Origin of the sequence: Rahnella rivi (assembly GCF_019049655.1) — a bacterium.
Taxonomy (GTDB): Bacteria; Pseudomonadota; Gammaproteobacteria; order Enterobacterales; family Enterobacteriaceae; genus Rahnella; species Rahnella rivi.
Map to the genome: position 1 here is coordinate 317340 of NZ_JAFMOX010000066.1, position 26290 is coordinate 343629.

Sequence of the window (26290 nt, forward strand, 5' to 3'; positions counted from 1 at the left end):
TGCAAAACGGCCCTGCTTAAGGGCCGTTTTTTTATGTCAGAAATTCAGCTTAACCTCGGCCCACCAGCGGCATCGCGCTCGCCATTACGGTCATGGTCAGCACGTTAGTATCAAGCGGAAAACCGGCCATAAATGCCACCGCCTCACCGACACGCTCCACCGGGATCACCGGTTCTTCGGCGATACGCCCGTCGGCCTGCATTCTGCCCGCCAGCGCTTTATTGCCCATGTCCGTCGCCGCATTGCCCACATCAATCTGCCCGCAGGCAATATTGAACGCGCGCCCATCCAGCGCGGTGGACTTGGTCAGACCGGTAATGGCGTGTTTACTGGCGGTGTACGGCGCAGAATTCGGGCGCGGCGACTGCGCCGAAATCGAGCCGTTGTTGATGATGCGCCCGCCCTGCGGCGATTGCTGTTTCATCAGCTTTACCGCCGCCTGCGTACATAAAAATACGCCGGTCAGATTGGTGTTGATCACCGACAGCCAGTCTTCCACCGGCAGTTCGTCGATGGGCACATCCTTCACATTGTTACCGGCGTTATTGAACAGCACATCCAGCCGACCGAAGGTTTCCTGAATATCCTGAAACAGCGCGGCGACCGACTGCGGGCTGGTAACGTCCAGTTGCCGCGCCACCGCCTGCCCCGCTGCAAATAACTTCACCGCCTGATCCAGTTTTTCTTTGTTACGCCCGGCCAGGATCACGGTAAAACCGATCGCTTCCAGCGCCTTCGCGGCACTCAGGCCAATGCCGCTCCCGCCGCCGGTGACTAAAGCAATTTTCGCGTTTTCTGTGCTCATCTCGCTTCCTTCTACACCGCGGCCAGCATGCCGCCATCAATGAATAAAAGATGCCCGTTGACGAAGTCTGAGGCGCGGGATGACAGATAAACTGCGCCGCCGACCAGCTCTTCCGGGTTACCCCAGCGCGCTGCCGGTGTGCGTTTACACAGCCAGTCGGAGAACTCTTTGTTATCCACCAGCGCCTGCGTCATGTCGGTTTTGAAATAACCCGGCGCGATGCCGTTTACCTGAATATTGTAGCGCGCCAGCTCAACACACATGCCGCGGGTCAGCATTTTCACCGCCCCCTTTGACGCGGCGTAAGGCGTGATGGTGTCGCGGCCCAGCTCGCTTTGCATCGAACCGATATTGATGATTTTGCCGCGCTCGCGCGGGATCATGTAACGTGCCACTGCCTGAGAAACCAAAAACACGGATTTCTGGTTCACGGCAATCACGTCGTCCCAATCTTTTTCCGGGAACTCGGTGAATTTGTGACGGCGCTGGATCCCGGCGTTATTGATCAGCACATCAATCGGTCCGATGGTGCTTTCAATGTGATCAATCCCCTGATTCACCGCCTGACTGCTGGTGACATCAAACGCAACGGCATGAGCGATAAAACCTTCCGCCCGCAGGGCTTCCGCCGCCTTTTGCGTGGACGCCTGTTGCGTACCGTTGACGATAATTTCAGCGCCGTGCTGCGCCAGCCCTTTCGCCAGCAGGAAACCCAGACCGCGCGTGGATCCGGTGACCAGTATCTTTTTGTTATCCAGTGAGAAGAGATTTGTCATAGCATTGGCCTTATGGAGGAAGCGGTTCGAAGCGTTAGCCACACTACAACGTTTTAGGCGCGGGCAAACTGTGATGCAGATCACTTTGAAGGATGTTAAAAAACGCTGTTACCCTTCGTGTGATCATCATCATTTTGATAACAATTCACGGCGCTTTCTGTTTCAATAATCAGGACTATTTGCAGGCACAACCAGGAACATTCCGCATGAGAAATCAGCGCGTGACACTACAGGATATCGCCCAACTGGCAGATGTGACCAAGATGACGGTAAGTCGTTTTCTGCGCACGCCGGAAAAGGTGTCTCCTGAAACCCGCGAGCGCATCACCAGGGTGATGGAGGAAGTGGGATATCCGCTGGAAGAGGCGCGGGGACCGGCCAAAGCGCCGCGCATCGGCATTCTTGTGCCGTCGTTCAATAATCAGATCTTCTCCGATTTGCTGGCCGGTATTGAATCGGTGACCTCAGCACAGGGCTACCAGACGCTGGTGGTCAATTATGATTACAGCAAAGAGCGCGAAGAAGAGCACATCATCAACCTGCTGGGTTATCAGCTGGCGGGGCTTATCCTGACGGATTCCGTCCATACGCTGAAAGCCGATAAGTACCTGAATGCGGCGGATATTCCCGTGGCACAGGTGATGGATCTGGATGATACCCATGGCCGGATCGCCGTAGGGTTTGACAATCAGCAGGCCGGCTACGACATGGCCACCACGCTGCTCGCCAGTGGCAAACAGCATGTGGTCTATTTCGGCTCGATGTCTGATGCCCGCGATCAGAAACGTTATCAGGGATATTGCCGCGCCATGAATGAACGCGGGCTGACGCCGGTGCATATCACGCCAAATAAAGTCTCGTCGGTGTCTATTGGCGCAGGCATGCTGGCAATGGCGCGCCAGCTGGATCCGCAAACCAATGCCATCTTATGCACCAATGACGATATTGCGGTCGGCGTGTTACAGGAATGCCTGAAATTAGGCATCCGCGTGCCGCAGGACATGGCAATTTCCGGTTTCCACGGGCTGGATATCGGGCTGGCCACCACGCCGCTGCTGGCCAGTGTCATCACGCCGCGCTTTGAAATGGGCAAAGTGGTGTCTGAAATATTACTCAAAAAAATCAATAACCTGCCCACCATTGAGCGGGTAGATTTGCACTACCGCATCTCGCTTGGCGGCACCATTTAACCGGATATTTCCTCTTCTTTTGCCCTGTCACCCTTCGTTTATCCACGCCTGAAATAAGGCGTGGGATCACGTAAGAAGTAACACCTTTTCTTAACATAATTCAACGTGACTCATGTCACGAAATACTTTCCTCAAAATGCTTTTATTAGGACATCGCCTGATACCCCTACACAGAGGAAAGAATATGAATAATAAGATTCCTAAGGCCCGCTGGTTACGCGTCATCGCTCCCATCCTTATCGCCTGTATTATTTCTTTCATGGACAGGGTTAATATCAGTTTCGCCATGCCCGGCGGAATGGACGCTGAATTAGGCATTACCGCATCAATGGCCGGTCTGGCCGCCGGTATATTCTTTATCGGGTATTTATTCCTGCAGGTTCCGGGCGGCAGCCTGGCGGTTCACGGCAGCGGACGTAAGTTTATCGCCTGCTCGCTGATTGCCTGGGCGGTGATCTCCATCCTGACCGGCTTTATCACCAACCAGTACCAACTGCTGTTCCTGCGCTTTGCGCTGGGTGTGGCCGAAGGCGGGATGCTGCCGGTGGTGCTGACCATGGTCAGCAACTGGTTCCCGGATAAAGAACGTGGCCGCGCCAATGCGTACGTGCTGATGTTCGCGCCGCTGGGCGGAATGATCACCGCGCCGCTGTCCGGCCTGATTCTGGATACGCTCGACTGGCGCTGGTTGTTCATCATTGAAGGGGCATTGTCTTTCGTGGTGATGATTTTCTGGTGGTTCACCATCAGCGACCGTCCGGAAGAAGCCAAATGGCTGTCAGAGCGCGAACGCGACTATCTGGTCACCGAGCTGAACCGCGAACGCGACGCCCTGCGGGCGCTGGCGCCGGTGAACAATGCGCCGCTCAAAGAGGTGTTCCGCAACGGTTCTATCGTCAAACTGATCATCATTAACTTCTTCTATCAGACCGGGATCTACGGTTACACCCTGTGGCTGCCGACTATCCTGAAAAACCTCACCGGCGGCGACATGAGCTCGGTGGGTATGCTGGCGATTATCCCTTACGTGGGCACCATGCTGGGGATCCTGGCGATGTCGGTGATGTCCGATAAAACCGGTAAACGCCGGATGTTTATCGCCCTGCCGCTGTGTGGTTTCGCGGCCTGTCTGGCGGCGTCGGTGGCGTTTGGTCATAACATCATGGCGGCCTACGGTTTCCTGGTCGGTGCCGGTTTCTTCCTGCAAGCCGCCACCAGCGCCTTCTGGACCATTCCGGGCAAAGTGACCACGCCGGAAGTGGCAGGCAGCGCGCGCGGTGTGATTAACGGTCTGGGGAATTTAGGGGGCTTCTGCGGGCCGTATCTGGTCGGCGTACTGGTCAGCCTGTACGGTCAGAGCACCGCGATTTACGCGCTGGTGGCGTCATTACTGATTGCCGCAGCGGTCACCACGTTACTGCCGAAAGAGTGCGACATGGCGCTTATCCCTGGCGCGAAAGCCAAAGCGATGGCGGATGAATATGCCCGGATGCGGATAAGCCGCAAGACGAAAAGCATAAATACGCCCATTACCGGTTGATCATTACGTCGCCCTGATGCAGGGGTAATTCGTATAAATGATAATGATTATTCAGGTAAGCATTATTATTGGTGAAGTAAAGTCAAATTTTTAGACTTTATATAATACGCGGTTAAATTTTGTACTAATCTCTGATCGTAAGTCCTTCGCAGTTAACTTTACGCTCTGAAGATAAACATGACTTTAACGCTAAAAACATCACACCCTGAATTAGACAGTGCATTGAAAAGCATAGATAAAGACAACATAACGACCCCGGCAGAATTCATGGCTATCCGTGATTCTGCCGATCAGGCGCTGACAGTGGTAAAGAATGAGCCCACGCTGGAGGCAGTCAAAGTCTTCCAGAAAGAGATGGATGAAGCCGTGCAGTCCATGCAGAAAGTCGCGCTTGCTGCGCGTAAAAATAAAATCACGCCCGAAGAAAGAGATGCACTGATCGCCGGTGTCGAGGCACAGGTGGCATATGTGGTACTGGGGTATAAATCCAGTATTGAGCGGCTTAATACCTTTAATCAAAAGTAAGCTGACTTACTGATATTGAACGGCAGAAAAAGAAAAAGGCTGGCTAAATAATACTATTTAGCCAGCCTTTATTTTTGGTCGCGTCTGCTACGGCTCTTATGATGCTTTTTGGGGCTGCGGGCGGCTCGCGTACAGGTACAGCAAGGTGGCCGCAATCACGCAAAACGCCATTGAACCGACCATCGGCCAGGCACTTTTCGCGGTAAACAGTGACAGAATGGAACCAATCGCCGCACCGGTGCCGAAACGAATCGTCCCGGCCAGAGAGGCCGCGGTACCGGCCATGTGCGGAAAGTCATCCATGATCACTGCCATGGCGTTAGACGTCACCATGGCAATCACGCCGACATACCCCGCCACGCCCATCACCATCGCCCAGAACGGCAGACCGAGCAGGCAAACCACGACCAGCCAGATACCCATCGCCAGCTGCACAAACAGGCCAAAGCGGAACATTTTGACGGCACCTGCGCGGCGAACGTTACGGCTGTTGATAAGCGTCAGGATCACCAGCGCCACAATATTGAGCGCAAAGTAAAAGCCGAAATTCTGCGGTGAAACTCCGTTCAGCTCGATATAGACAAACGGACCGGCGCTGAGAAAAGAGAACATCCCGGCAAAGGAGAAACCACTCGCCAGCATATAACTGAGCACGCGTTTATGACGGAACAGTGAGACGAAGTTGCCCACGCTGGTGCGTAAATGGAATTTTTGTCTTCGCTCTTTGGGTAATGTTTCTTTGATGTACACCGCGACCAGGGTCGCTGCGATCAGTGCCGCAATGGCCATCGCCCAGAATATCGCGTGCCAGCTGAACAGCACCATCAGCACGCCGCCCAGCATCGGAGCAAGCAGCGGCGCGACGGTCATCACCAGCACCACGAAAGACATCATCCGCGAGAACTCGTCTTTGGTGAACATATCGCGCATCAGGGCGTTGATCACCACGCTGGCCGCTGCGGCGGCTAAGCCGTGCAGGAAACGCATCCAGACCAGTTGCTCGACCGACTGCGCCATCGCACAGGCACCGGCCGCCACAGCAAAGATCATCACGCCCCAGAAGATCACCGGTTTACGCCCGAGGCTGTCTGCCATCGGCCCGTAAAACAGCTGCCCTATCGCAAAACCCAGCACATACGCGCTGAGGGTCATTTGCACACTGCCCGCCGGAACACCATATTCCTGCGCAATCACGGGCATACTTGGCAGATACATATCGATAGCCAATGGCATCAGCATCGATATCAATCCCAGAATGAAAATTAATCCAATATGGGATACCGGTTTTTCCTGCACGTTCACCACCAAATTAATCAGATAATGAAAAAACTACCGCGGGGGCATGCCAACGCTGGCAATTTCCTGCTCAGTTAACGGACGATACTGGCCTGGCTCCAAATCTTCATCCATCACAATCCCGCCAATGCGTTCGCGGTGCAGTGCCACAACGTGGTTGCCCACGGCGGCAAACATGCGTTTAACCTGATGGTAACGGCCTTCGCTGATGGTCAGACGCACCACGCGCTCATCGACTTGCTCAAGCTGTGCCGGTTTGGTCAGGGAATCTTCGTTGTGCAGCTGAACGCCCGCTTCAAACTGTGCGGCAGTGTCATCCGCCAGCGGATTTTCGAGCGTCACCAGATAGGTTTTTTCGCACTGATGGCGCGGAGACGTAATGCGGTGCGACCACTGGCCGTCGTCGGTCATTAACACCAGACCGGTAGTGTCGATATCCAGACGCCCTGCGGCATGCAGTTTGTACGCTACCGGCTCTTCGAGGAAGTACAGCACGGTCGGGTGATCGGGATCATCGGTGGAACAGACATAGCCCTGCGGCTTATTAAGCATGAAATAACGCGGGCCGGTGATTTGATCCAGCACGTTACCGTCGAATTCGACACGCTGCTCGGGGCTGATTTTCATCGCGCCGGTTTTGACGATTTCACCGTTAACGGTGACACGTTTGTTGCGAAGCTCACGCAGAACGAGCGCGCGACTTACACCTAATTGCTGAGATAAAAACTTGTCCAGACGCATTGGATCGGCTTGCCTTACATGGCGATCTGAGTGATCGCGTTACTGATAAAACACAAGACCCCGCCGCCGCATTCAAGCAACTGACAGGGTTCAGGGTTGTTCGATTCGTAATACTTTCAATTCGCAATAACTGCAAAACGTGATTATTACTTCGAGGGGGCAGATGCACTGCCGCATTGAGACAGAGAGTATAGCCGCGCTTAGCGACGCATCCTAGGAGGAAAGCATAAAAATAAGCAGGCTACACATTCCCACGGCGTGATTTGATTGCTCATCGCCATGCGCCAGATTTCTTGGCATACTCCACCACTGTATTTATTAACATGTAAATGAACAGGTGATGGCCGACCCGTGACTGCTTTTACGCTCCGCCCCTATCAGCAAGATGCCGTAGACGCCACGCTGCGTCATTTCCGTCAGCACGATGAACCGGCGGTGATCGTGCTGCCTACCGGCGCGGGAAAAAGCCTGGTGATTGCCGAACTCGCCCGCGTCGCCCGTGGCCGTGTGCTGGTGCTGGCGCATGTCAAAGAACTGGTGGCTCAGAATCACAGCAAATACCTGTCCTATGGGCTGGAGGCGGATATCTTCGCCGCCGGGCTGAACCTCAAACAAAGCAGCGGTAAAGTAGTGTTCGGCAGCGTGCAGTCCGTGGCCCCCAATCTGGCGGCGTTCAGCGGTGAGTTTTCCCTGCTGATCGTCGATGAATGCCACCGCATTTCTGACGATGACACCAGTCAGTATCAGCAAATCATTACCCACCTGAAAGCGCAAAACCCGCGACTGCGCCTGCTCGGGCTGACGGCAACGCCTTACCGTCTCGGCAAAGGCTGGATTTATCAGTACCACCATCAGGGCATGGTGCGCGGCGATGCCAACAGCCTGTTCCGCGACTGCATTTATGAACTGCCGTTACGTTACATGATCAAAAACGGCTTTCTGGTGCCGCCTGAGCGGCTCGATATGCCGGTGGTGAGTTACGATTTCAGCCGGTTGCAGGCCAACAGCAACGGGCTGTTCAGCGAAGCAGATCTGAACAACGAACTGCGCCAGCAAAAACGTATCACGCCACACATCATCAGCCAGATCGTGGAGTTCTCGCAGGATCGCAAAGGCGTGATGATTTTTGCCTCCACCGTGGAACATGCTGGTGAGATTTTTGGCCTGCTGCCGAAAGGCGAAGCGGCGCTGATCAGCGCACAAACGCACGCCGTCGAACGCGACCGTCTGATCACGGCATTTAAAGCGCAGCAGTTACGCTATCTGGTGAACGTCTCGGTGCTGACCACCGGTTTTGACGCCCCGCACGTAGACTTGATCGCCATTTTGCGTCCGACGGAATCGGTCAGCCTGTATCAGCAAATCGTCGGGCGCGGGCTGCGTCTGGCGCCGGGTAAAACCGATTGTCTGATCCTCGATTACGCCGGAAACCCGCACGATCTTTTCACGCCGGAAGTCGGCAGCCATAAACCGGCAGGCGATAACAAACCGGTGCAGGTCTTCTGCCCCGCCTGCGGCTTCGCCAATATCTTCTGGGGGAAAACCACCGAAGACGGCACGATCATCGAACATTTTGGGCGTCGCTGTCAGGGCGTGCTGGAAGATGACGAGGGCAACCGCGAACAGTGCGATTTCCGTTTCCGCTTTAAAAGTTGCCCGCACTGCGGCGCGGAAAACGATATCGCCGCGCGGCGTTGCCACCAGTGCCAGGAAATTCTGGTCGATCCGGACGATATGCTGAAAGCCGCACTGCGCCTGAAAGATGCGCTGGTGCTGCGCTGCAGCGGCATGAATCTGGAACACGGGCGCGACGATAAAGGTGAATGGCTGAAAATCACCTATTACGATGAAGACGGCGCGGATGTCTCCGAACGTTACCGTCTTAGCACGCCCGCCCAACGCATGGCGTTTTTGCACAATTTCCTGCGCCCTCACCAGCGCGCGCCGGGTGTGCCGCTGGAATGGCAGACGGCGGCGGATATCGTCGCGCTGCAGGTTTTACTGCGCCACCCGGATTTCGTGGTGGCCCGCATGAAGGGTCAGTTCTGGCAGGTGCGGGAGAAAATGTTTGATTATGAGGGGCGATACCGGCGTGCCAACGAACTGCGCGGGTGAGTAAATAAGCGGATCCTGGCTATTTATATTGCTGCCACCGCCCTGCTCCGGTATCATACCGCCCGCTTTCGCCTTGTGTGGAAGCCGTAATACTCAACTCGTCACTCGGTCGCAGGTGGCGGGGCAAATCTTAGAAGTAGTGCTAATAGAGAAACATACAATGTTCACTATCAATGTTGAAGTACGTCCGGAAGCAGAGCAGGGCAAAGGTGCGAGCCGCCGCCTGCGTTTAGAAAACAAATTCCCAGCTATCATTTACGGTGGCTCAGCTGCTCCAGTTTCTATCAAACTGGACCATGATTCTGTTAAGAACATGGAAGTTAAAGCGGAGTTCTACTCTGAAGCTATTACTCTGGTTGTCGACGGTAAAGAAACCAAAGTTAAAGTTCAGGCTGTTCAGCGCCACCCGTTCAAGCCAAAACTGGCTCACATCGACTTCGTTCGCGTTTAATCGCTGACTAAGTTGTTGCGCATCGGGACGCCGTGCGAGAACAAATAAAAAACACCGCTCAGGCGGTGTTTTTTATTGGGCGCTGTTCAGCTTTTCTCCCCCCTTTCATCAGGGAGAGCATCGGGAATTACTTCCCGCTTTTACGCTGCAACTGATCCCGCAGATTGGGTGGCGTACCTTTAATGGTCAGCGTATCGGTCGCCGGATCCCAGAAAATACGTTCGCCCATCAGCATGGCATCGAAATTAATGCTCAGACCGCCGCCGCTGCCGGCGAATTTGGTCAGCTGACGCAAGGTGCTGCGGTCCGCCGGGAACGTCTCTTCCAGCGCGTATCCCTGCTCCTGAGTAAACTCTTTGAATTTCTTGTCATTCCACGGCGGCAGCTCTTCGGACAAATCATCCAGGGCGATTTCCTCGCCTGCCTGCAACTGCTCATTACAGTAGGTGTAAACCTGCTGACGGTAATTCTGACGCTCATTTTTATCGAGCTGCGCTTCGGTACAGAAATCATCCACCGCCTGTAACAAACCACGGTTTTGCGCTTTGGTGTCCAGACCCACGGACGCGCCGAGGAAATCCATGAAGAAGTCAGAAACTTTGCGCCCTACCCGACCTTTAAGGAACGTCAGATAACGGGTGGATTCAGGATTGGTTTCCCATTCGGTCAGATCGACACGCGCCACGATGTCCGCGTGGTTGATGTCCAGATAATGAATACTGCTCACATCCAGTTGCTCATTCACGCGCATACTGCTGCGGCTGTTCAGCACCGCGACCAGTAAATAATCCACCGCCAGGAAGCGATAATGGCAAAACAGCACCACGCCGCCTTCGGCGAACGGATATTTAGCCAGCTCGTCACGCAGGCGGCCGGTGGCGGCGCGGCTGAATGACAGGAAATCATCGTCCCCTTTGCGGCAGCCACGCAGTGCAACGGCCAGCTCGCTGTCTTCGTTGAACAGACCGTACGCTTTGCTTTTTGCACTGTAGACGCGGTGCAATTCCGCCATCATTTCATCAACGGCAGCATTTGGCGTCAAAAGCGTGTCGCGCAGCACAACATCCAGCGTTTGCTCATCGCGTTTGTTCAACTGGTGCAGAGCGATCTGCTCGATATCCAGACTCATGGGGACTTTCTCCTGTTAGAAATGCAGCCGTATAAGGGGGGTTTGCCTGCGGGGCGTATTCAAACACTGAAGCGCCAAAGCCGCAACCACTCCCGCCGCTGAAACACTGATTAATAGATACGATCAATACCGGAACGTTATCTCCGTTATAAAAATGCGGAAACTGATGCCGTGATCAGCTAAGATATTGGACTTTGTCAGATCAAGAAGCACAATACTCTATGGCACAATCATCCCGTTACAGTGACGAACATGTTGAACAGCTCCTTTCCGAGCTGGCAACCGTTCTTGAAAAGCACCGCGCCCCAACCGATCTTTCTCTGATGGTTCTGGGCAATATGGTGACTAACCTGATTAATACCAGCGTCGCTCCTGCACAGCGCAAAGCGTTATCACAGTCTTTTGCTAATGCCTTGCAAGCGTCGATAAGAGAAGATAAAGCCCATTAATCCATTACTTGCCCAATACCTCTCATGGTGACAAATAGTCAGCGCTATCGCGAAAAAGTTTCCCAGATGATCAGCTGGGGGCACTGGTTCGCCCTGTTTAATATCCTGCTCATTCTTGGGATCGGCAGCCGCTACCTGTTTGTTTCTGACTGGCCTTCTTCCCTGCAAGGGCGCATTTACGCGCTGGTCAGCTGGCTTGGGCATTTCAGTTTTATCGGTTTCGCCGCCTATCTGCTGATCATCTTCCCGCTGACCTTCGTGGTGATGTCGCAAAGGCTGTTGCGTTTCCTGTCAGCGATACTGGCGACTGCCGGGCTTACGCTGGTGCTGGTGGATACCGAGGTCTTTACCCGTTTCCACCTGCACATCAATCCTGTGGTTTGGGAACTGGTCGTCAACCCCGGACGGGGCGAGATGGCGCGCGACTGGCAGCTGATGTTTATTGCCGTGCCGGTGATTTTCCTGCTCGAAATGCTGTTCGGTACCTGGGCATGGCAAAAGCTGCGCAGCCTCAACCGCCGCAATTTTGCCAAACCCATCGTCGTGCTGTTTATCGTCAGCTTCTTTGCTTCGCACCTGATGTATATCTGGGCGGATGCCAATTTCTATCGCCCGATCACCATGCAGCGTTCAAATCTGCCGCTCTCTTACCCGATGACCGCGCGCAAATTCCTTGAAAAACATGGTCTGCTAAACGCCGAAGAGTACCAGCGGCGCCTTATCGAGCAGGGAAATCCGGAAGCGCTGGCGGTGGAATACCCGCTCAACAGCATCACGTTCCGCAATACCGGCACCAAATACAATCTTCTGATGGTGGTGCTGGACGGCGTGCATACTTCCACGCTGGATAAGGACATGCCTGCACTGAACGATTTTGCCAAACAGAACATCCGTTTTGAGCAGCATTTCAGCTCCGGCAATCGTGATGATACCGGCCAGTTCGGCCTGTTCTATGGCATCTCGCCGACGTACATGCAGGGCATTCTCGCTGCCCGTAAACCTTCTGCGCTGGTGACCTCGCTGGAACAGCAGGGCTACGAGTTTGGCCTGTTTGCCTCCGACGGCTTTGATAATCCGCTGTACCGTCAGGCATTACTGACCGACTTTACGCTGCCAGCGCCGGTGAAACAGTCCGATCAACAGACCGTGGCGCAGTGGCAACAATGGCTGAACGTGCGCGGCAATGGCCCGTGGTTCTCCTACGTGAATCTGAACGGCATCAGTGCTTCGTTGCGTCAGAACGGCGACAGCGTGCCGGTGGGGAATACCTTTATTCACCGTTACCAGCGCGGCGCGCAAAGCGTCGATCAGCAAATCACGGCTATCCTGCAATCGCTAAAAGATCGCGGTGAGCTGGATAAAACCGTGGTAGTGATCACCGCGTCGCACGGCATTGAATTCAATGAGAACGGTACCTGGGGTTCAGGCAATGCCATGAACCGCCAGCAGTTGCAGGTGCCGCTGATCATTCACTGGCCGGGCACACCGGCACAGAATATCGATAAGCTGACGGCACATGCCGATGTGATGACCACGCTGATGCAGCGCCTGTTGCACGTCACCACATCGCCGGCGGATTACTCGCAGGGTGAAGATTTGTTTGCTGCGAAACGTCGCCACAACTGGGTGACCACCAGTGACGATGGCACGCTGGTCATTACCACGCCGGACCAGACGCTGGAACTGGAAAGCGACGGGGATTACCGCGCCTTCGACGCCAACGGCAAACACATTAAAGATCAGAAACCTGAACTCAGCCTGCTGCTGCAGGTACTGACAGACGAGAAACGCTTCCTGGCTAACTGATTAGCCTGTGTTGAGAAAAAGGCCTTCACCGATGCGTCAGTGAAGGCCTTTTTGTTTGTCAGTGGCGCGGGCGGTTTACAACCCCGCCCACCATAGTCTGGCTTTCAGCCCCCATGAAGAGGTCCAGCCGGTGGTGCTACTGACCACCTCGCCTTTACTGATGATCACAAACGTCGGCGTCACGCCCACATCCCACTGCGAAGAGATCTCGCCGCGCGGATCATTAACCACCGGCATGACGAAATGTTTCGCGGTCAGATACTGCTGAATTTTTGCCGCATCGCCCGAACGCAGCGCCACGGTGATCACATTCCCGCCCTCTTGCGCCAGCGTTGCCACCCCTGGCGTGGTCATCTTGCAGATCCCGCACCACGTCGCCCAGAAGTAGACCAGCAGCGGCCGCTGCTGGCTTTGTTCGAGCAGCGTGATGCGTTGCCCCTCCAGAGTGTGCAGGGCCTGATTGCCGAAATTCGCCGGAGCCTGCGGCGCCCGCAGGAAATCCATGCCGGACGTCACGGCAATGATCAGCAGCGCCATCACCGCCCCTTCGCGTAACCGGCGCTTAAGTTTTGTCATGTTGTGCCTTCGCCAGCTGCTCTTTCACCAGTTTATTCAGATCTTCCCAGCTGATGGCACCCGCCACCAGTTGATCGCCAATGATCGTGGCGGGTGTCCCCTGAATGCCCAGCACTTCCGCGATTTCCACATTGGTTTTCAGCTCAAGATAACTGGCTGGCGTGACGGTGATCGGCGCCAGTCCGACACTTTTCACCGCCTCCACGGCGCTGGCCTCGTCATGCGGCCCTTTTTTGGACATCAGGCGCTGATGTACAGCCAGAAACTTGTCCGGATGCTGCTCCCAGACGGTCATCGCCGCGCGACCGGCAATGATCGAGCTGGCACCGCGAAAAGGCAGCAACTTGATCACCACCGCCACTTGCGGATTTTCCTTCACGACGCGTGCGAGCAGCGGATCAAACTGTTTGCAGTACGGGCAGTTGTAATCGGTAAAAGACACAATCGTCAGCCGGGGATTTTTGGCACCAAAGTGCGGCGTGGCCGGATTGTTGAACAGCGTCTCTTCCGGCGTCATCGCCAGCACCGCGGGAGACATCACCATCATCAGTATCAGCATTAACATTTTCATTATTCAGCTCCCTGGGCATTTTTCAGCCCCTTTAACACGGCTTCGCGGGTCAGCAGCGGCGACAGAATCTCGCCATCAGGCCGCTGCGGGCCATAAATTTGATTGAAGGGTACGGCGACGCTGCCGCGCTTTTGCAAAAATTCATTGATGGAGGGCGACGGCAAACTCCAGTCACCGCGCAGGGCGACGACCTGTTTGTCCGTCAGCGCCTGCTGCACATCATCACGCAGCAGGACATTGTATTTATTGGCTTTACAGGTCACACACCAGTCAGCGGTAACATCCACAAACACCACTTTTTTCTCTGCCAGCGCATCACGAATCGCCTGCTCTGACAGCGGCTGCCAGCGAATTTCATCCCGCGGGGGGTGGATACCGGCGTTCCAGGAGAGGCTGAAGAAGAGCGCCAGACCCGCCACCAGACCGGCACCGCTGGCGATTGCCGCAGCGCGCAGGCCATAACGGCGTGCGCAGGCCACCACCAGTATCAGCAGCAGAACCCCGGCAATGACCATTGCCCCGCGTTCGGGCAGATGGTTTTGCAACAGGCTGAGCAGCCACAGGCAGGCGGCGAGCATCAGCGCACCGAGCGCCATCCGTACACGCAGCATCCAGCGGCCAGGGCGCGGAAGCCGCAACGCCAGCCCCGGCCAGAGGGCGATCATCAGCCACGGCAGGCTCATGCCCAGTCCCAGCATCAGAAATAATCCCCACAACACCGGCAACGAAGCCGCCAGCGCAAAAGCCACGGCGGTGCCGAGGAACGGCGCAGAGCACGGCGTTGCCAGCAAGGTGGCGAAGGCGCCTTCGGCAAAGTGACCGGCTAAACCGCTACGTTTTTGCGTCGCCAGCCGCGTGGTCAGGCGGGAAGGCAGTGTGATCTCAAACAGGCCCAGCAGATTGGCGGTGAACAGCGCGGTGACCGTCACCATCAGCCCGATAAACCATGGGTTCTGAAACTGAATGCCCCACCCCAGCGTCTGATTCGTGGCGCGCAGCACCGTCATCAGTAGCGCCAGCGCGAGGAACGACGTGATAATCCCGGCGGATGAGGCCAGAAACTGCACCCGGACGCGTTGCCGGTCACGGTGTTCCACCTGCAAAATTGTGCCGAGCTTCATCCCCAGCACCGGCAATACGCACGGCATCAGATTGAGAATAAATCCGCCCGCCAGCGCCATCAGCGCGATCTGCCACAGCACCGCACCGCGGCCTGCGGGCGCGGGCAGCGCCCCGACGTTCAGGTTAAGCTGCTGGGCAAGGCCGCTGTCTGCCAGCACCACGCTGACGCTTTTGCCACGCAGATCCCCGGCCACATCGCCCCACTCGTCAGTCACCGGCAGCGTGACCTGTAACTGCGCCCCGTCCACCTTCACGACCGGCTTACCAAACGCACTGCCGTCGAGCGTATCAATAAACAGCTCAGGGTTTTGCCAGCCCTGCTCGCGATGAGCAGAAATCAGCAGGCTGCCCGTGCGATAACCTGCCGAGGCGCGGTCTGTCAGACCTTGTGCAATAGGCACTTTTCCCATCGCGATGGCAAACTGGCGGGCAAAATCCTCACGGTCAGCGCCCGCGCCGGGCTCAAGGCTGAAGGGAAAATCAGTCAGAATACAGACGTTGCTGCACACCGGCAGCGTCAGTGTACCGGCGAGTTTCTCAGGCACCTGACCGCTGATGATCAGCGGCAAATCGACGTTATCGTGATAGCCCTGCGTGGTGATGCCCGCCACGTCAAACCGCGACGGCGTCGGCCAGAACCAGGTCACGGCACCGGCGACAGCCTCGCTTTCCCAGCTGACGGACGGCGCAATGCCCCCTTCACCGGGCGAGCGCCAGTAGGTTTTCCAGCCTTTTTCCAGACTGACCGACAGCAGCATCCGGGTTTCGCCGGCCATGCCATCCGCAGGCTGCACCTGTAAACGCACCCTGGCATGTGTATTTTGCGGACTTTGCAGCCAGCCGGAATCGGCTGCTGTTCCGGCGTGCAGCCAGAGCATCAGAAAGCAGCCAAACGCCGCCCTGAATAAACTTCGCATAGATTTTCTCCAAAAATAAAAAGGTCACCTTCCGTTGAACAACGCAGGTGTATTTTTATTCCCGGAAAACGCACAGCCGCAGATGCACCCGCAATCGGGGCACCGGCACGGCGTCGGGGAGACGTAAGCGAATGGCCGCCATCGTGCCGCGTGACAAAAAGGCCAGCAGCAGGCTCAGCGCCAGCAACGCAAATTCCAGGAGGAGAGGCGGAACAGAAAGCAGTGATTTACTGCTTAGTTCACAGGGTGTGGGGAGGGTTTCCACCCCGGCAGGCGTTTCAGCCAGTGCAGAAGACGTGGGTTGCGTCACAAGAGGCTGATTCAAAATGGCAGATAACGCGTTCAGCCCGGCAATGCGCTGCGTCATACAAGTCAGTATGACGAGACAGGCCAGGCAAAAGAAAATCAGTGCTGAACGCCGTTGTTTATCCACATTTCCCTCGTACAGTTCGCCGCCATTCTAGCGGGCAGGAAAACATTCACAAGGGTTATGGTTGGCGAATTACATGAATTTACGCTGAAAAAGGTGAATCTGATTCCACCGTCAGGGTCAAAAATCGCTAGAGCAGACCGGTCAGTTACTGTATATTTAGCCAGTTAATCACATACAATAATCACGAGGAAAGTTATGCGGGTTGAACTGATTTTTGACAAACGGAATGTCTCCGGCATCCCAAACGCCAGTGAAAAAATTGAAGCCGAGCTGGCGAAACGTGTTCACCGAATGTTTCCTGACGCGGAAGTGAAAGTGAAGCCCATGCAGGCGAACGGCCTGAATACTCACGGGGCCAGTAAGCAGGAACGCTCACAATTAAATCAAATGTTAGAGGAAATGTTCGAAGAAGCGGATGAATGGCTGTCGATGGAATAAAAACGGGCTTTGCCGTTGCACTTGCTTACAAAGCGCAATTGAAATAAACAATCCATGCCTTTGGCTTAATATAAGATGTCGGTGATATACGAAATTCATTATCAATCAGAGCGATGAGTCGCATTATATTGGGTACAGACTGGAGAGAATTATCCGGTTTTTATTGTCCCCGCCTCCTCGCTTTTCGCTTCAAATGCATTCATGACTTTGCGAAACCGCCATGCGACCGAGCTCAAAAAAATCCAGCGCCCAACCCCACTTTTATGCCAAGCGCTTTGCGCTGATTTGTCTGGGCATCGTCTGTTGTATGGCACTTCTGCTTGGCCGGGTGGGATATTTACAGCTGCTGAATCAGCCGATGCTCGAGAAAGAAGCCGACTCCCGCTCGCTGCGTTCCAACGTTATTCCTGCCGTACGCGGTACGATCTCCGACCGTAACGGCCACCCGCTGGCGTTAAGCGTCGCATCGAAAGACATCGTGGCCGACCCGTTCCGCATCCTTGAATTGCATAGCGATTTGAACAGCCCGAAATGGCAATATCTGGCCTCCGCGCTCAATATGCCGCTTTCGCAGTTGCAGCAAACCATCAACAGCGATCCGCAGCGCCGCTTTGTCTACCTTGGTCGCAAAATTGAAGAAGGCATTGCCGAAGATATCGGTCAGTTGCATCTCGGCGGCATCAGCAGTATTCACGATGACAGCCGCTACTACCCGATGAGCGAAGCCGCGGCCAACCTGGTCGGGGTAGTTGGCACCGACAATGAAGGGCTGAACGGCATCGAAAAAGGGTTCAATGCGCTGCTGGAAGGCAAGCCGGGCATGCGTGAATACCGTCAGGATCGCCACGGTAACGTCATTGGCGTGCTCAAAGAGGTCGCTCCGCAACAGCCGCCGACCATCAATCTGAGCATCGACAGCTTTATGCAGTACGTCCTTTACTCGCGTCTGCGCACCGGCGTTCTGCTCAACCAGGCGGAATCTGGCGCCGCCGTGCTGGTGGACGTCAATACCGGCGAAATTTTAGGGATGGCGTCGTTCCCCTCCTACAACCCGAATAACTATGCCGGTGTCGCGGTCAAAGACATGCGTAACGTCGCCATCAGTGACAGCTTCGAGCCAGGTTCTACCGTGAAACCGCTGGTGGTGATGGCCGGTCTGGCACGGCGGATGATCCGCCCTGATTCCGTTCTCGATACCCACCCCTACACCGTTAACGGCCACCTGATCAAAGACGTCGGCCACTGGCCTGCCCTGACCATCACCGGTATTTTGCAAAAATCCAGCGACATCGCGGTGTCCCATATCGCTCTGGCAATGCCGGCCAACGTGCTGGTGCAACTCTACCAGTCGTTCGGGCTGGGCAAACCCACAGATTTAGGTATCGGCGGCGAAAGCAGCGGTTATTTCCCGGCGCACCGTGAACGCTGGGCAGACATCGAGCGTGCCACCTTCTCGTTCGGTTATGGCCTGCGCGTGACGCCGCTGCAAATCGCCCGCGAGTACGCCACGATTGGCTCAGAAGGGATTTATCGCCCGCTGTCGATCACCAAAGTGACGCCTCCGGTACTGGGTACCCGGATTATGTCTGCTGACGTGGTGAGAACCGTCATTCATATGATGGAAAGCGATGCCCTGCCCGGCGGTTCCGGCCTCAGTGCCGCGGTTCCCGGTTATCGTTTAGCGATCAAAACCGGTACGGCAGAAAAAATGGGCAGCAGCGGCAAATATGACGGCGGCTACATCAACTATACGGCCGGTGTCGCACCGGCCAGTAATCCGCGCGTGGCGCTGGTGGTGATGGTCAACAATCCGCAGGCCGGTAAACACTTCGGGGGTTCAGTAGCTGGCCCGATATTCGGGCAAATCATGGGCGAAGTCCTCAATCACATGAATATCGCCCCGGATGCGCTGGTGCCTGAAACGCCGCCGACCACTGTCATTAACGGCGGCCAGAAAACCGATCTGGTGAGACGTCCGGCCACCGAGGGATAGCGCCACAGCAGCGCTGTCACTGGATTTGTGCGGTAAATAGGGTTAACGTGCGCGTGATTTGTTGGTAAAACTGATGCTGGTAAACACACAGGTTTACAGCAGAAGTGACGTCATTTGCGGGTTAGCCCCACGCTGGAGGAAGAGCTCAGGCTCTGATAGAAAAGAATGAAGCGGCTATTTATCGTTTTGCTGGTATTTGTAGTGGTCTGTATGGGTGTTATTGCGCTGAATATGCAGGGCAGCGGCCCCTGGTAACTGAGGTATCCCTATGCCAACCCGTAAGAACTTTATTATTCTGATCGTTCTTATTCTCGTCGGGATCGTACTTCTGGACGATGGCATTGCCAGATTAATTCACTGGATGCTGTTGCGGTAAATCATGGCCCGTCAGGCTGCACGCGCAGTTCTGATCTGCGGGCCATTTTTGTGAACCCTTCTCATCCGCAAGACCTGCCACGCCATCATCGCTAAGTCGTGTATAATAGGCCTATTCGACATCAATACAGACTGGTTATGGCTCAAGACATTCATCTCGCAATCGTCAGCGCACTCAGCAAATGGATCGAAGGCCATCTGGGCCGTGTGATCCATCTGGAAGAACTGGCTGAGTACTCCGGCTATTCGCTCTGGCACATGCAAAAACTGTTCAAGGAATCGACGGGCATTTCTCTGGGGAAGTACATCAGGGAACGTCGTCTGGCGAGCGCTGTTTATCAGCTGAGCAGCAGTGAAACACCGATTTTTGATATCGCAATGGATTTCGGATTCGGCTCGCAGTCGCATTTCACCTACATGTTCCGCAAGCGTTTTAATATTACGCCGCATGAATTCCGCCAAAACCCCGACATCAAACTCGATGTTTCTCCGCCGCTGCATCTGATCCACCAGAAATCAGCCTGAGGCTGTTAAAAACCCATCTCCGTCAGGCCCGGATGCGTATCCGGCCTGCGCCCCAGCGGCCAGTGGAATTTGCGTTCACTTTCCTGAATCGGTAAATCATTGATACAGGCGTGACGTTCAAACATGTGTCCCTGCTCGTTGAACGCCCAGTTCTCATTCCCGAAACTGCGGAACCAGTTACCCGAATCATCTTTCCATTCATACGCAAAACGCACCGCAATCCGCTCACCGTCAAACGCCCATAACTCTTTGATCAGCCGGTATTCCAGCTCTTTGGTCCATTTACGTTGTAAGAAAGCCACCACGGCATCCTGCCCGTTCACGAATTCGCTGCGATTTCGCCAGCGGGTATCCGCCGAGTAAACCTGACTGACCCGCAGCGGGTCACGGCTGTTCCAGGCATCTTCTGCCAGACGGATTTTTTCGATTGCGCTTTCACGGCTGAAGGGGGGCAACGGCGGTTTAGTTAACATAAGCACCTCATGAGGGAAAATGGATGTAGACAACTCTGTCTACACAAAAGCCTAGCGCATGTAGACAGAGTTGTCTACAATCGATGCATTCACTTCCGGAGGTTTTTTCAATGTCTGTCGATCGTTCTGCCCTGCCCGCCCGTGACCGGATCTTACTGACCGCCCATGACTTGTTTTACCGCGAAGGGATCCGCGCCACGGGGATTGACCTCATCATCAGGCAAGCAGGGGTGACCAAGGTGACGTTCTATCGTCATTTTGCCAGTAAGAATCTGCTGGTCAGCGCATTTCTCGATTACCGGCATGAACGCTGGATGACGTGGTTTGAGGAAAAACTGGCTCAGGAAATGGGCGCATGTGCCGGCGATTTTCCGCTGGCGCTGACGGCAACGCTGGCCGAATGGTTTGAGTCTGAGGATTTTCGCGGTTGTGCGTTTATCAACAGCGCCCTGGAATTTTCGGAACCGCTGCCGCAGGTGCTCGACGTCGCGGCCAGCCATAAACAGCAGATGGCTGATGCCATCGCGGCCTGCCTTCCTGAAAGCGCGGAGCGTGCATTCAGCGCGCAGGCCATTGCGATGATAACCGACGGAGCCATTGTGACCGCTCAAATCAACCGCAACATCCCGCAGGTGCTTTCCATGCTCAAAGCCACGCTGGTGGCTTTTACCGGGCAGCCCCCGGCGGTTCCGCACCCATAAAAAAACGCGGCCGGTAAGGGCCGCGCTTTTCTCACGCTTTCACTGCTTTTCTATCATCCTGAGCGTCATTCTGTGTCTGAGAAAGGCACGCTTAGAACTGATACACCAGACCCACCGCCGTCACGTCATCGGTATTGATACCGGCGTTATCGGTGAAGGTGCTGCTGTCGATCAGGTTAATTTTGTAATCAACGTAGGCCGACATATTTTTGTTGAAGTAGTAGCTCGCGCCCAGATCGACAAATTTCACCAGATCCTGATCCTGATAGTTGTTGCCCAGACGGTCTGTGCCTAAATCTTTACCGCGCGTTTGGTTATACGCCACGAACGGACGCAGACCAAAGTCGAACTGGTAGCTGGCGTAGGCTTCAAACGCCTGAGACTGGTTGGCATAACCGTAAGCTTCTGAATCGGTAGAACCGAAGCGGGAAGCGTTATAAGCCTGAGTGAACATCGCCGCCAGGTACACATTGTTGGCGTCATATTTCAGACCCCCGGTGTAACCTTCCGCTTTTTTACCTTCGCCCATAATGCCCGGTGCGGAATTCTGCTCGTCAGTACGGTCGGAGTTAAAGAAGGCACCCGCCACGCTGACGCCTGCGCCAATATCGTAGCTCAGAGACATGCCGTAACCGTCACCGTTCTGCGTCAGCACATCACGGGTACCCGGCTCACCGCCGCCGCTGTCGTTTTTACCCTGATATTGCAGGGCAAAGTGCAGGCCATCCACCATGCCGAAGAAGTTATCGTTACGGTAGGTCGCGACGCCGTTAGTACGCTGGAACAGGAACTGATCCGCGCCGTAGGTGGAACCATCGAACTCAGGCTGCATGTCGGTCCAGGCGGCCACGTCATACAGCACGCCGTTGTTACGACCGTAATCAAATGACCCCATATCACCAAATTTCAGACCCGCAAACCCGTAACGGGTAAATGCGCGATCGCCATCGTCAGAGCTTTCTGCCTGATTAGCCTGAACCTGATATTCCCACTGACCGTAGCCGGTCAGCTGGTCGGTGATTTGCGTTTCGCCTTTGAAGCCTAAACGGATGTAGCTCTGATCGCCGTCAGAACCCGCGTTGTTGGAAAAATAGTGTAAACCGTCAACTAAACCGTAGAGGTCCAGTTTGTTGCCATCTTTATTGTAAACTTCTGCCGCACTGGCTGATCCTGCGACCAATAACGCAGGGATCATGAGCGAAAGAATACGGAGTTTCATTATATTTATCCTCGATAGGTGTCGAGCCGCGCCACTGAATGTAAAGTATCGTTTTTTCTTTTTTACTGAGGTAAAACTTTTTTAAGAATTGTTGGCCCGACATGGCAACCCCATTCTCTGGATATAACGATGAATAAGCCAGAAAGAAAATGATACGAAGTTAGTTAAGACATTTCTTATTTATTGATAGATGTAACAGAATATTAAAAAAGAGTCAATTTACGTCTGTTTAATTTTGTTAAATTAAAGCACGCAAAGCTAAATTAGAATTTAATTCAATTAAATCATTGCATTAGTTCAAATAATTACCGCACTAAGTGATAAAGCAAACGCCAAACAATAATATATACTTTTCCTCGCTATCATCATTATTTGTTATTGAATTACCCTCATTCCCCGTTTTGTGGAAACAACAGCCGACCCTTTGTGGTCGGTTTTTTTTGCTTCCAGATTAATGGTTGCGTGGCGTGATATTAAATGCGGGTGGTTATTACACATATTGACATTCTTCCTCCATAATTAATTCACCCTTTCTCCTTATTTCACACAACCATTTAATTAATATCCGATATCTAAATACCGAAATAGACAGGGAATAATGCCGGTTTATTCAGCGTTAAATTGTGCAGGGTTTGTTCGTCACTCAGGAGCGGATCCGTTACTATAGCCAGCATAATTTCCGCTGCGGGACGCGACACCGCCTCCTGGCCACGGCAAGCATGAAGGGATCTACCTAAAGTCAGAGCAATCTCGCTGACCTGTGCGCATAACAACGTTAGACTGCGTTGCCACGTAATACCTTCTTTATACGATAGTTCAGGCTCCTCAACCGTTCAGGGAAACTCATGCCGCACCAGGATCAGTCCGACACCCTATCCAAAGCCAGAATGCTGCTGGCAACCCGCCGTTTTCTGAAACTCGACGAGTGGCTGTTGTCACTGATGCGTGGATGGCAGAACCAGACTGAAGGGGATTCCGTGTATGGGCTGCTGATGCATCCCGCAACCTTATTTACCGGCAGCGAAACTCCGCCGCTTAACGCGCTGGAAATTCTCAGCGACTGGGCTCAGCAATGTCCGCAGAGTTACCACGCCCACGTTTTGCTCGGCATGGTCTGGCATGAAAACGCCTGGCTGATTCGCCAGACAGCGCCCGGTGAGGAAGTGGAAGATCACCAGTGGCTCGGTGCTCAGCTGTGCTGTGATTACGCCGTGCTGGCTTTTTTACGTGCGACAGAATTGCATCAGCGCCCGACGCACGCCTTCCGCCATATGATGAATCTCAGTGGCGGATTCGGTGAACCCTACTGGCTAAAATCTCTGTTTGCCGGTGAAGTTCCGCTGCCCTTGCATGAGAAGTTTTCGATTCAGGGCAGTGAAATCTGGCAGGCCGGCGTCGCCCATATTCATGCGCTCGGATTCGAACCGGCGACACAGTGGCCGCAGACGTTACCCGTGGCGTTGCAGGACACCCGCAAACCGGATGAAGAACCGGTGGATCACTGGCTGCGCATGGCGATGTCCGTGCGTCATGCCGACGTCGGCACCATGGAGTCCTATCTGCTTTTCCATTCCGCCTTCTGGGGCGGCAGCGATGAACAGCAGATGTTAATTATCGACAGCCCGCTGTGTGCGGAATTCAGCGAAGAAGAACGTAATCAGTTTCGCGCCAACGCCCTGTGCGATGCGCTCTCCGGGGATATCGCCGACCGCGATTCGCCCCGCGCCCTTGAGTTACAACAGCGTCTGGCCGGACTCCTGGCGCAGTCTCTTGATCCGGCCAAGCGTATCCGCCTGTTGGATCTGGCCGGAATTTGCGTGGCCTACTGGCAGGATGACGATCAGGCAGGTTTAGCCGTCTATCAGGAACTATTTGCCGTCAGCCCGCAGGCCATGCCGGGAGATTTCGCCACGATGTTTATTTCCCGTGCGGTGCTGGCGAACGGCCACGAAGAAGGCATGCCGGTGCTGACGGCGCTGCTGACCCGCGCCCTCAGCCAGGCGACTCACCCGACGCTGGTGGCCTTTGCCGCCGCCGCGCTCGGATACGGTTTATACGGCTTACCGGCAAAACCGGAACTGTGCGCAGGGCTGATGGATCACGCCTGGTCGCTGATGCAGCAATCCGGCGACGATCGCTTCGCAAAAGATCTGGTGACGCTGGCACACGATATGGCGATCAATGACGATCTGGATGCAGCGCATTTCCTGATGACCGAAATGGCGCGTCACGGCAGCGCCATCCACTGTTATGAGCTGTATTTTTTCTATCGCAACACCTGGCATCAGGACGTCCCCGCGCAGTATCACAACGACAGCAACGCCATGGATTGTGTGCTGAGCGCAGCACGTTCCGGCATGGTTCCGGCGATGTTCACCTGCGCAAACGCCCTGCGCGAAGGCCTCGGTGGTGAACCCGATTACGAGCAGGCAATGCAGTGGTATCAGCGTGCGATGGATGCGGGGCATTTATCTGCCGCCTACTGGCGCGCGAGTTGTGCCCTTGATAACGGTTCAGACGCACAAAAACGTCAGGCGGCCGAGCAGTGGTTGCCGGAGATTTTGCACAACGCAGACCATCCCGATCGCGCCGAAGCGGCCTATACCCTCGGCATGGCGTGGCTGACCGGCACCGGCGTTAAGAAAAATCGTTACATCGCCGGTAAATTTATGGAGTTTGTACTGGAGCTGAATCCTGAATCTGAAGCGGCTAAGCAGGTGCATGATGAGCTTAACGGCTCACTCAGATCGCGGATGAACCTGTGGCAGGATAAGCGGAAAGTTGAAGGTAATGATCCGACACAGGGGTTCAGGGATCTGTTGAAAGAATCGTGAACATTTCGGTTTCTCAATTGCAGTGCTCACCTGACTTTTCGCGCCGAAACCGAGCAGAGAGGAAAGTGCTTTTCCTCTCTGCACTCTCCTCGCTTTTTAAACACGCGGTGTCGCTCAAAATTGACTCAAAACCGTGAACGTTTCGGTTTCTCAATTGCAGTGCTCGCCTGGCTTTTCGCGCCGAAACCGAGCAGAGAGGAAAGTGCTTTTCCTCTCTGCACTCTCCTCGCTTTTTTTAAACACGCGCTGCCGCTGGGTCGATGGACATGATCTGATACTCCCCAATGTGGCGCAAAATCTTGCCGCTGCGCGGTTCCCTCCCCGCGGGATTCGAGCCCTGCGTCTCGAACCCCCGGTCGGCCAGATTTTTGAGCGCGCCATCTAACTCTCAAAAAAAACCAATCTGAGAAGATGAGGTGACGACCTGAAAACTCCTGACTGCTTTTGATTTTCAAAGAATCAAAAAGGGTGAGGTTGCGACCTAAAAATCCCCAGCCGCGCTCAAAAATCACGCCGAAGGAGTGGTGGAAAACCGCGCGTGTTTTTGCGCGGGTTGGAACCCGACGGGAGGGGACTGCGCAGCAGCGGGATTTTGCGGCAATAGCGGAGGGTGCTGAAACATAGCCAGCGAGCGGCAGCGCGCAGTGAAAGAGCCTGGGGGTCTTGGGGGTGGCGGCGATAAGCCACCCCCAAGTCGGTGTGGGCCGACGCCCACGACCTTGACCTTGAACTTGATTAAACCAACACCTTATACATCACACTCGTGGATTCCAGAATTCCCGTAGTGGACATCGCGTAATGCGGAATTGTGCCGCTCAGCTCAAAACCGAGATCTTCATATAAGGTCTGCGCCGGGCTGCCGGTAACGGTATCGAGCACCAGCAGCGTTTTTCCTTCCACCCGCGCCAGCGCTTCTGCCCAGGCCATCAGCTGGCGGGCAATGCCCCGGCGACGTCCGTCGGGATGCACCATCAGTTTGACGATATCGCCCCGATGTGCGCCGTTGGCAGGCTGATCAACCACCAGCTGCACCGTCCCGACAATGATCCCGTCAAGCCGCGCCACCAGCAAACGCCGCTCCCCAAGCTCAAAAGCGGGTAACAGCTTTTGCCAAAACGCCTGCGCCTGCACAAACCCAAACGGCAGCACGAAACCGATACTCGCCCCCAGCGCGACGGATTGCATCAGCGTATCGGCTAACGCCTCCAGATCGGCCACCGTCAATGCACCGCCCTGCACTTCACTGATCACTACTTCACTGACACTTTGCATAGAGTTAAGCCTTATTTC

The 26290-nt window shown here is 54.8% G+C and carries 24 protein-coding genes; 12 read left to right on the forward strand and 12 right to left on the reverse strand.

The genetic code is table 11. The annotated features are described in order from the left end of the window. Window positions 1-49 precede the first annotated feature (49 nt). Window positions 50-805: an SDR family oxidoreductase gene (locus J1779_RS22705; protein WP_217204856.1), complete on the reverse strand. Its 756-nt coding sequence runs from the start codon at window positions 803-805 to the stop codon at window positions 50-52. A gap of 11 nt (window positions 806-816) precedes the next feature. Then, window positions 817-1581, reverse strand: coding sequence for a gluconate 5-dehydrogenase (gene idnO, locus J1779_RS22710; RefSeq protein WP_056778472.1), 765 nt, complete (start codon window positions 1579-1581; stop codon window positions 817-819). A 206-nt stretch (window positions 1582-1787) separates the two neighbouring features. Between idnO and J1779_RS22715 the strand changes: the two genes are divergently transcribed. The 3 genes from J1779_RS22715 (at window position 1788) to J1779_RS22725 (ending at window position 4836) form a co-directional block, all read left to right on the forward strand. Continuing rightward, entirely contained in the window at window positions 1788-2771 is a 984-nt protein-coding gene (locus J1779_RS22715; RefSeq protein ID WP_056778469.1) for a LacI family DNA-binding transcriptional regulator, read from the forward strand. 184 nt (window positions 2772-2955) lie between these two features. Next, on the forward strand, window positions 2956-4311 hold the full coding sequence (locus tag J1779_RS22720) for an MFS transporter (protein ID WP_056778464.1): 1356 nt from the start codon (window positions 2956-2958) through the stop codon (window positions 4309-4311). A 267-nt stretch (window positions 4312-4578) separates the two neighbouring features. Next, window positions 4579-4836, forward strand: a complete 258-nt coding sequence (locus J1779_RS22725) for a hypothetical protein (RefSeq protein WP_122095792.1) — start codon at window positions 4579-4581, stop codon at window positions 4834-4836. A gap of 96 nt (window positions 4837-4932) precedes the next feature. Here the strand turns inward: J1779_RS22725 and J1779_RS22730 are convergent, their stop codons facing one another. After that, the gene (locus J1779_RS22730; protein WP_056779147.1) at window positions 4933-6132 is read right to left on the reverse strand and encodes a Bcr/CflA family multidrug efflux MFS transporter; all 1200 of its coding nucleotides are present in this window, start codon (window positions 6130-6132) and stop codon (window positions 4933-4935) included. Between the two features lie 33 nt (window positions 6133-6165). Further along, window positions 6166-6873 (reverse strand): 16S rRNA pseudouridine(516) synthase RsuA, encoded by a 708-nt coding sequence (gene rsuA, locus J1779_RS22735; protein WP_217204857.1) that lies wholly within the window; start codon window positions 6871-6873, stop codon window positions 6166-6168. A 351-nt stretch (window positions 6874-7224) separates the two neighbouring features. Here rsuA and radD point away from each other — a divergent pair, with 351 nt between their 5' ends. Beyond that, complete coding sequence (gene radD, locus J1779_RS22740) at window positions 7225-8988, forward strand: DNA repair helicase RadD (protein WP_217204858.1); 1764 nt, start codon at window positions 7225-7227, stop codon at window positions 8986-8988. A gap of 160 nt (window positions 8989-9148) precedes the next feature. Next, window positions 9149-9439: a 50S ribosomal protein L25 gene (gene rplY / locus J1779_RS22745; RefSeq protein WP_056778449.1), complete on the forward strand. Its 291-nt coding sequence runs from the start codon at window positions 9149-9151 to the stop codon at window positions 9437-9439. A 127-nt stretch (window positions 9440-9566) separates the two neighbouring features. On the opposite strand, the gene yejK is transcribed toward rplY, so the two are convergent. Continuing rightward, complete coding sequence (yejK, locus tag J1779_RS22750) at window positions 9567-10568, reverse strand: nucleoid-associated protein YejK (RefSeq protein WP_056778446.1); 1002 nt, start codon at window positions 10566-10568, stop codon at window positions 9567-9569. Window positions 10569-10789: 221 nt separating this feature from the next. Here yejK and J1779_RS22755 point away from each other — a divergent pair, with 221 nt between their 5' ends. Together J1779_RS22755 and yejM are read left to right on the forward strand one after the other, a co-directional pair. After that, window positions 10790-11017 (forward strand): YejL family protein, encoded by a 228-nt coding sequence (locus tag J1779_RS22755; protein WP_056778441.1) that lies wholly within the window; start codon window positions 10790-10792, stop codon window positions 11015-11017. Between the two features lie 24 nt (window positions 11018-11041). Beyond that, window positions 11042-12823, forward strand: a complete 1782-nt coding sequence (gene yejM, locus J1779_RS22760) for an LPS biosynthesis-modulating metalloenzyme YejM (RefSeq protein ID WP_056778439.1) — start codon at window positions 11042-11044, stop codon at window positions 12821-12823. Between the two features lie 75 nt (window positions 12824-12898). On the opposite strand, the gene J1779_RS22765 is transcribed toward yejM, so the two are convergent. The 4 genes from J1779_RS22765 to J1779_RS22780 are packed head-to-tail and all read right to left on the reverse strand — an operon-like array spanning window position 12899 to window position 16442. Then, on the reverse strand, window positions 12899-13399 hold the full coding sequence (locus J1779_RS22765) for a protein disulfide oxidoreductase (protein WP_217204859.1): 501 nt from the start codon (window positions 13397-13399) through the stop codon (window positions 12899-12901). Next, a complete protein-coding gene (locus tag J1779_RS22770) occupies window positions 13386-13970 on the reverse strand; it encodes a DsbA family protein (protein WP_056778432.1) in 585 nt (194 codons plus the stop codon). The genes J1779_RS22765 and J1779_RS22770 overlap by 14 nt, the downstream gene beginning before the upstream one ends. Beyond that, window positions 13970-16009, reverse strand: coding sequence for a protein-disulfide reductase DsbD family protein (locus J1779_RS22775; protein WP_217204860.1), 2040 nt, complete (start codon window positions 16007-16009; stop codon window positions 13970-13972). The genes J1779_RS22770 and J1779_RS22775 overlap by 1 nt, the downstream gene beginning before the upstream one ends. A gap of 55 nt (window positions 16010-16064) precedes the next feature. Then, on the reverse strand, window positions 16065-16442 hold the full coding sequence (locus J1779_RS22780) for a copper resistance protein (RefSeq protein ID WP_217204861.1): 378 nt from the start codon (window positions 16440-16442) through the stop codon (window positions 16065-16067). 195 nt (window positions 16443-16637) lie between these two features. On the opposite strand from J1779_RS22780, the gene J1779_RS22785 reads away from it, so the two are divergent. From J1779_RS22785 to J1779_RS22795, 3 genes are all read left to right on the forward strand, one after another. Then, complete coding sequence (locus tag J1779_RS22785; RefSeq protein ID WP_217204862.1) at window positions 16638-16880, forward strand: DinI family protein; 243 nt, start codon at window positions 16638-16640, stop codon at window positions 16878-16880. Window positions 16881-17100: 220 nt separating this feature from the next. Further along, window positions 17101-18873, forward strand: coding sequence for a penicillin-binding transpeptidase domain-containing protein (locus tag J1779_RS22790; protein WP_056778420.1), 1773 nt, complete (start codon window positions 17101-17103; stop codon window positions 18871-18873). A gap of 513 nt (window positions 18874-19386) precedes the next feature. Further along, window positions 19387-19773 carry a helix-turn-helix domain-containing protein gene (locus J1779_RS22795; RefSeq protein ID WP_056778417.1) on the forward strand — a complete coding sequence of 129 codons (387 nt, stop codon included), beginning with the start codon at window positions 19387-19389 and terminating at the stop codon, window positions 19771-19773. A gap of 5 nt (window positions 19774-19778) precedes the next feature. Here the strand turns inward: J1779_RS22795 and J1779_RS22800 are convergent, their stop codons facing one another. After that, window positions 19779-20246, reverse strand: coding sequence for a nuclear transport factor 2 family protein (locus J1779_RS22800; RefSeq protein ID WP_217204863.1), 468 nt, complete (start codon window positions 20244-20246; stop codon window positions 19779-19781). Window positions 20247-20356: 110 nt separating this feature from the next. Here J1779_RS22800 and J1779_RS22805 point away from each other — a divergent pair, with 110 nt between their 5' ends. After that, entirely contained in the window at window positions 20357-20947 is a 591-nt protein-coding gene (locus tag J1779_RS22805) for a TetR/AcrR family transcriptional regulator (RefSeq protein ID WP_217204864.1), read from the forward strand. Between the two features lie 91 nt (window positions 20948-21038). On the opposite strand, the gene ompC is transcribed toward J1779_RS22805, so the two are convergent. After that, window positions 21039-22166: a porin OmpC gene (gene ompC / locus J1779_RS22810; RefSeq protein WP_056778409.1), complete on the reverse strand. Its 1128-nt coding sequence runs from the start codon at window positions 22164-22166 to the stop codon at window positions 21039-21041. 845 nt (window positions 22167-23011) lie between these two features. On the opposite strand from ompC, the gene J1779_RS22815 reads away from it, so the two are divergent. After that, entirely contained in the window at window positions 23012-25000 is a 1989-nt protein-coding gene (locus tag J1779_RS22815; protein ID WP_217204865.1) for a DUF4034 domain-containing protein, read from the forward strand. Window positions 25001-25735: 735 nt separating this feature from the next. On the opposite strand, the gene J1779_RS22820 is transcribed toward J1779_RS22815, so the two are convergent. Beyond that, complete coding sequence (locus tag J1779_RS22820) at window positions 25736-26272, reverse strand: GNAT family N-acetyltransferase (RefSeq protein WP_136375589.1); 537 nt, start codon at window positions 26270-26272, stop codon at window positions 25736-25738. Window positions 26273-26290: the final 18 nt, after the last annotated feature.